The organism is Thalassotalea sp. G20_0 (assembly GCF_017744175.1).
Classification (GTDB): Bacteria; Pseudomonadota; Gammaproteobacteria; order Pseudomonadales; family Endozoicomonadaceae; genus Endozoicomonas.
In genome coordinates this window covers 1-945 of sequence record NZ_JAGHQV010000271.1, presented here as the reverse complement: position 1 = coordinate 945, position 945 = coordinate 1, and the positions used below count along the sequence as shown (strand labels likewise).

The following is a 945-nucleotide window of genomic DNA, read 5'->3' as shown; positions in this document are numbered from 1 at the left end:
GCGTGGGAGTGCTGGAAGGTGAACGGCGAATTCAGCCTGGAACTGCTGCGGGCCTTTTCCTCCATGATGAGCAGTAGGGGCTTGCCCGACAAAGCGAAGGTGGAAGCGCTCAAAGCGTGGGAGTGCTGGAAGGTGAACGGCGAATTCAGCCTGGAACTGCTGCGGGCCTTTTCCTCCATGTGTCATGGCAAAGGCTTGCCCGACAAAGCGAAGGTGGAAGCGTTCGTTCAATGGCTACCCTCGGATGAAAATAAGAATATTCTGAAACTTTCTTGCCGAATATTTGCAAGTTTTGGTTTGCCCTCAGGAGAAAAACTGACCGAAAATAAGAAAACACTTCGCCAATGTCTTAATCAGCATGGTTGTACCACTGAACATGGAGACGACAATAGTGATGAAGATCTTTTAGAATCAAGTCAAATGAAAGCACTGGCTCTGTTCTTCTCTGGGCCCGCAAAATGGTGCATGACAATTGCCGAATTCCAACAATATCTTAATGCCCACAAAAGTCCTCGAAATGACAGAGTGGCTGTTCGTGCTGCGCTGAAATCATTGCTGCCGATATTGGCTATCCATGGAGGAACTGGTATCCAGTTCTGGATTGAAAAATATCGTGAAAATCCACGCTGCAAAGGAGTACTCACTAAAGCATTATCCATTCCTGCACCACTGGCTTTAACAAAATTTGCATTAACGCAGCTCCCTGAACCTGAGAGGAAGGAATACCTTGAACTGTGCAGAAACCTGAAGCCAGCCCCAACCCCGGCGCAATGGAATGCATTACAGCCACTGCGCCAACAGCTTGGCCTACGATGGGAATTCACGCTATCTAAACGTATGATGCTGGAGATTCTCTGGCGACAGTCCGAAGATAACCGCGCAAAATACGCTGACAGAATGGACGAGCTATTCAGAACTGTGCCTGCAATCTCACAGTGGTACCGA

At 48.5% G+C, this 945-nt stretch carries 1 protein-coding gene; it reads left to right on the top strand.

Translation table 11 applies throughout. The features are described from left to right. Positions 1-18 precede the first annotated feature (18 nt). Positions 19-945: hypothetical protein (locus J7438_RS26000; RefSeq protein WP_209278931.1), on the top strand; the 927-nt coding region annotated here is incomplete at its 3' end.